This window comes from Nocardia sp. NPDC057227 (genome assembly GCF_042669725.1).
In the GTDB taxonomy this organism is placed as follows: Bacteria; Actinomycetota; Actinomycetes; order Mycobacteriales; family Mycobacteriaceae; genus Nocardia; species Nocardia asteroides_A.
On the sequence record NZ_JBHUXA010000051.1, the window covers coordinates 1 to 3320 of the forward strand.

Consider the following 3320-nt stretch of genomic DNA (forward strand, 5'->3'; position numbering starts at 1 on the left):
ATCCAGCGGGACGACCGGGGGCACGTCATCATGCGGGGTGGCTGCCTGTGGTGCCGAGCCCTCGCCGTGCTCTACCGTGGTCATGAGACGTTCTCCGTTCGCGTTCCAGGTGGCGGAGGAAGAGGCCCGAACCGTCGCGAGCGGTTCCGGGCCTCCGTCGTTCCGTGTGATCCTGTCCTTGGTGGCCGACCGGCGTGATACGAACACGCCGGGCGGTCACTTCGGCTTTTGCGGCCCCATCAGGCTCTTGATGACCAGCCAGCCGAGGGCGCACGAGATGGCCCCGATGCCGACCGCGACGGCGACGATGGCGACGGCCAAGAGGACGGCGACGACCAGGGCCCCGGCCCCGCCAGCCGCGACGAGCTGTCCGGCGTGCTGGCGGAGCCAGGAGGGCGCGGGGGCGGCCTGCTGGACGATGACGTACGGGGCGGGCTGCTGGAGGCTCTGAGGGACGCTCAGGGCCTGTCCGGGGCCGATGTGGATCGGTGTCGGGGTGTAGACCTGCGTGGGGCCGTAGGGGTCGCTCATCAGCTGGCCTTCCGGGAGTGTCGGGCGGGCTTCTTCTGGAGCGGGACGGAAGTGCCGGCGGATTCATCCGCCTGCACGGTCGAGGCATCAACGACGGTCGGGGCAGCCGCGGGGATGACGTCGCGGCAGAGCTGCCAGGTCGAGGCGATGAAGCCGGGGAGCTGGTCTTCGTCCAGGTCGCCAACGCGGACTCGGTCGTACTGGCCACCCAGGCCGGGGACGCCAGTGACGACGCAGACGCCGACGTTGCTCTCCTTGTCCACGAGCTTGGACGGGTCGTTGGGCTCGTCCTTGCGGATGCCGGAGCCGAGGGCCGCTTCAGCCGCGTCGATGGTGAACGTCGGGAAGCAGACGCCGACCTCCAGGTTGTCCCGGACGGCGGTCGGGATAGCGTCGCCGGTCTGCTTCTGCGTGCCGAAGATGCCGATCACGCCGAGCCCGCGACCCTCCTTGGAGATGGTCTGCATCATGCGCTGGTTGGATTCGATGACCTGCTTGTCCTTGCCGGTCAGGCCCTTGGTGTCGGCGTAGTTGTGGCACTCGTCCATGAGCACCAGGACGAGCGGGTTGGTCTCGGTCGGGCCGTGCTTCCAGAACTTGTGCGTGCCGCGTTCTTCCACGAGGGCGGCCGGGCGGTCCTTGAGCAGGCGGACCAGCTCGGTCAAGCGCTGGTTGGCGGTCTCCGGGTTGTCGCCGACGACGAACATGGCCCGGCTGCCGACCTCTCCCCAGTCGCCGTATCGGGCGTCGGAGGTCTTGCCGTCGAAGATGGCGAACTGGACGTTGGCGCGGTTCGCGAGCGAGGCCATCCAGGCGAGCATGAGCATGGTCTTGCCGTAGCCGGGGAGGCCCGCGACCTTGATTCCGCTCAACTGCCGTAGCGGGATGGCGACTTGGCGCATCCAGGGGTTGTGTCCCATCGGGAGGACCCAGTCGTCTTCGGCGGGCCAGGTGTACGGCTGGTGGTCGTCGAGCGGGTTGCCGACGATGCCTCGGACCTCCACGAGTCCGGCCTTGAGTCGGCGGACTTCCACGGTCTGGCAGTCCCAGGCGTCCGCGAGCCAACCGCCGGCCTTTTCGACTTCCTCGACGCCGACCTTCGGGATGGTCTTGATGACGGCGCGGATTCCCCAGGGCTCCGGGAAGACGCGGATCTTCGGGACGACCGTGACGGGCTTGGCGGTCTTGCCCTGCCAGTCCTTGCGGCCCTTGGTGTTCTCGTCCACGCGGGCCAGGCCGACGTTCGGAGCGAGGCGACGCCAGCGGCGGGAGACGGCCCAGGCGTGGCGCATCCGGGCCCGCTGGAAGGGGGTCGCGCGGATGTACCGGTAGGTGGCGATGAAGAGGCGAGCCGCCCCCCAGGCCGCCAGCACCGCGAGGGCGATGACGGCGACCAGGGGAGCCAGGCTCAGGGAGTCAGTGGCGGACACGATCAGCCTTCCTGCGAGGCGGACTTGCGGGAGGTCGGGACGGCGGAGGTCGAGCGGATCTCGTCGGCCTGGTACCAGGCGGTGCCGCCGACGACCTTCTCGTTGCCGTTGCGGTCGGTCCGCTTCTCGGCCGGGGTCACACCGACCCGGAAGCCGACCAGCTCGACCGGCTGCGGCATGTTCTGGAGGGCGTCGCCGGGGTTCGAGTGCGAGAGGACACCGACCTTGAGGATCTCGTTTTCGGTCCGGCCGAACTGGGTGAACGAGGCGACGACCTGCACCTCCCACTTGGGGGTGCCGTCCTTGGCGGTGTCCTGCTGCTGCGTGCCGAACTGCATCTTCGGGGACGAGCTGAGGAACATGACCATGGAGAAGGTGCGGGCCTGGTCGACGTGGAAGATGGCGGGCATGGATGTCTCCTGACGTTTCGTCATCTGCGGATGTGATGACTACGGGCTGTGCTGGGCTCTACGATGAGCCTGGCAGACGGGATCTGTCAACCGAGTATTCGCATCATTCCCTCCCGGAGGACGCATCATGACCCGACGCAAGGCCGACGTTTTCCGGTCTGACCTGCAACGACAGTTCCAGTCGATCTCCGAGCTTTGCAGCTACCTCGGACATGCCGACGCGGCGATGGCCAGTGATCCGGCCGAGTGGCATCGGAACCTGATCCGGGCTCTTGCCGATCTCTCCGAGGCGGCGCAGACGGCCGAGACGGCGTTGACGATCAACGCGGTGAAGACGAAGGCACTGACCCCGACCGAGGTTTCCCGAGCCGCGAGGATCACCAGGAATGCCGTCTACAAGAGGGTTGCCGCCGAGGAGAAGTGACGACGCGTTAAGGCCCCCGTCGAATTCGGCGGGGGCCTTTTCGTTGTTCCCGGCGGGGGCCGGAGCAGCCGCCGCAGGCGGTCGCGTTTTTTTGTGGTTCCGGGCCGAGGAAGTCTTTACCTAAAGCTGATCAGCGGGGCCCCTCCGAGAGCAAGAAAAGGGGCCGAGTGCCCACTTCGTGCGGTGAGGGCATCCAGCCCTCTCCATTGGTACAAGTGTAATGGCCCCTTTTCATGCTCTCGCCCCGCAGATCACCTTTAGGTAAACACTTCCCCAACCCTAAGCGATCTTGCTTTCTGACGGTCCGTCAGGGGTTTCTGACGGGTCATCAGGAGTGAGTTTCTTGACTGCCCAGATTTGATGTGCCGTGAGGAGCTTGACGAGTGCCGGGAATCCGCCCCGTTCGACGGCTTCGAGAACTCGGGCTTCGAGGCCGTGAGCGACGACCATCTTCCAGGCCGACTCCGCCAGCTCGGCCACCTCCCCGCCGGCCACTTCTTCGGCGGCGTGTTCTTCGTCGCTGAC

General features: G+C 66.8%; 5 protein-coding genes. 1 reads left to right on the forward strand and 4 read right to left on the reverse strand.

What is annotated here, in order from left to right; genetic code table 11:
- Positions 1 to 216: 216 nt before the first annotated feature.
- Genes ACFUJ1_RS34155 through ACFUJ1_RS34165 form a run of 3 tightly spaced genes read right to left on the reverse strand, consistent with a single transcriptional unit; the run spans position 217 to position 2371 of the window.
- Positions 217 to 531 (reverse strand): hypothetical protein, encoded by a 315-nt coding sequence (locus tag ACFUJ1_RS34155; RefSeq protein ID WP_361016953.1) that lies wholly within the window; start codon positions 529 to 531, stop codon positions 217 to 219.
- Entirely contained in the window at positions 531 to 1961 is a 1431-nt protein-coding gene (locus tag ACFUJ1_RS34160) for a hypothetical protein (RefSeq protein WP_378651446.1), read from the reverse strand. Before ACFUJ1_RS34160 ends, ACFUJ1_RS34155 begins: the two co-directional genes overlap by 1 nt.
- 2 nt (positions 1962 to 1963) lie before the next feature.
- Positions 1964 to 2371, reverse strand: a complete 408-nt coding sequence (locus ACFUJ1_RS34165; RefSeq protein ID WP_361016958.1) for a hypothetical protein — start codon at positions 2369 to 2371, stop codon at positions 1964 to 1966.
- Between the two features lie 127 nt (positions 2372 to 2498).
- On the opposite strand from ACFUJ1_RS34165, the gene ACFUJ1_RS34170 reads away from it, so the two are divergent.
- On the forward strand, positions 2499 to 2795 hold the full coding sequence (locus ACFUJ1_RS34170) for a hypothetical protein (RefSeq protein ID WP_376944343.1): 297 nt from the start codon (positions 2499 to 2501) through the stop codon (positions 2793 to 2795).
- 279 nt (positions 2796 to 3074) lie between these two features.
- Here the strand turns inward: ACFUJ1_RS34170 and ACFUJ1_RS34175 are convergent.
- Positions 3075 to 3320, reverse strand: a 246-nt coding sequence (locus ACFUJ1_RS34175) for a hypothetical protein (protein WP_378651447.1), incomplete at its 5' end; no start/stop codon positions are given.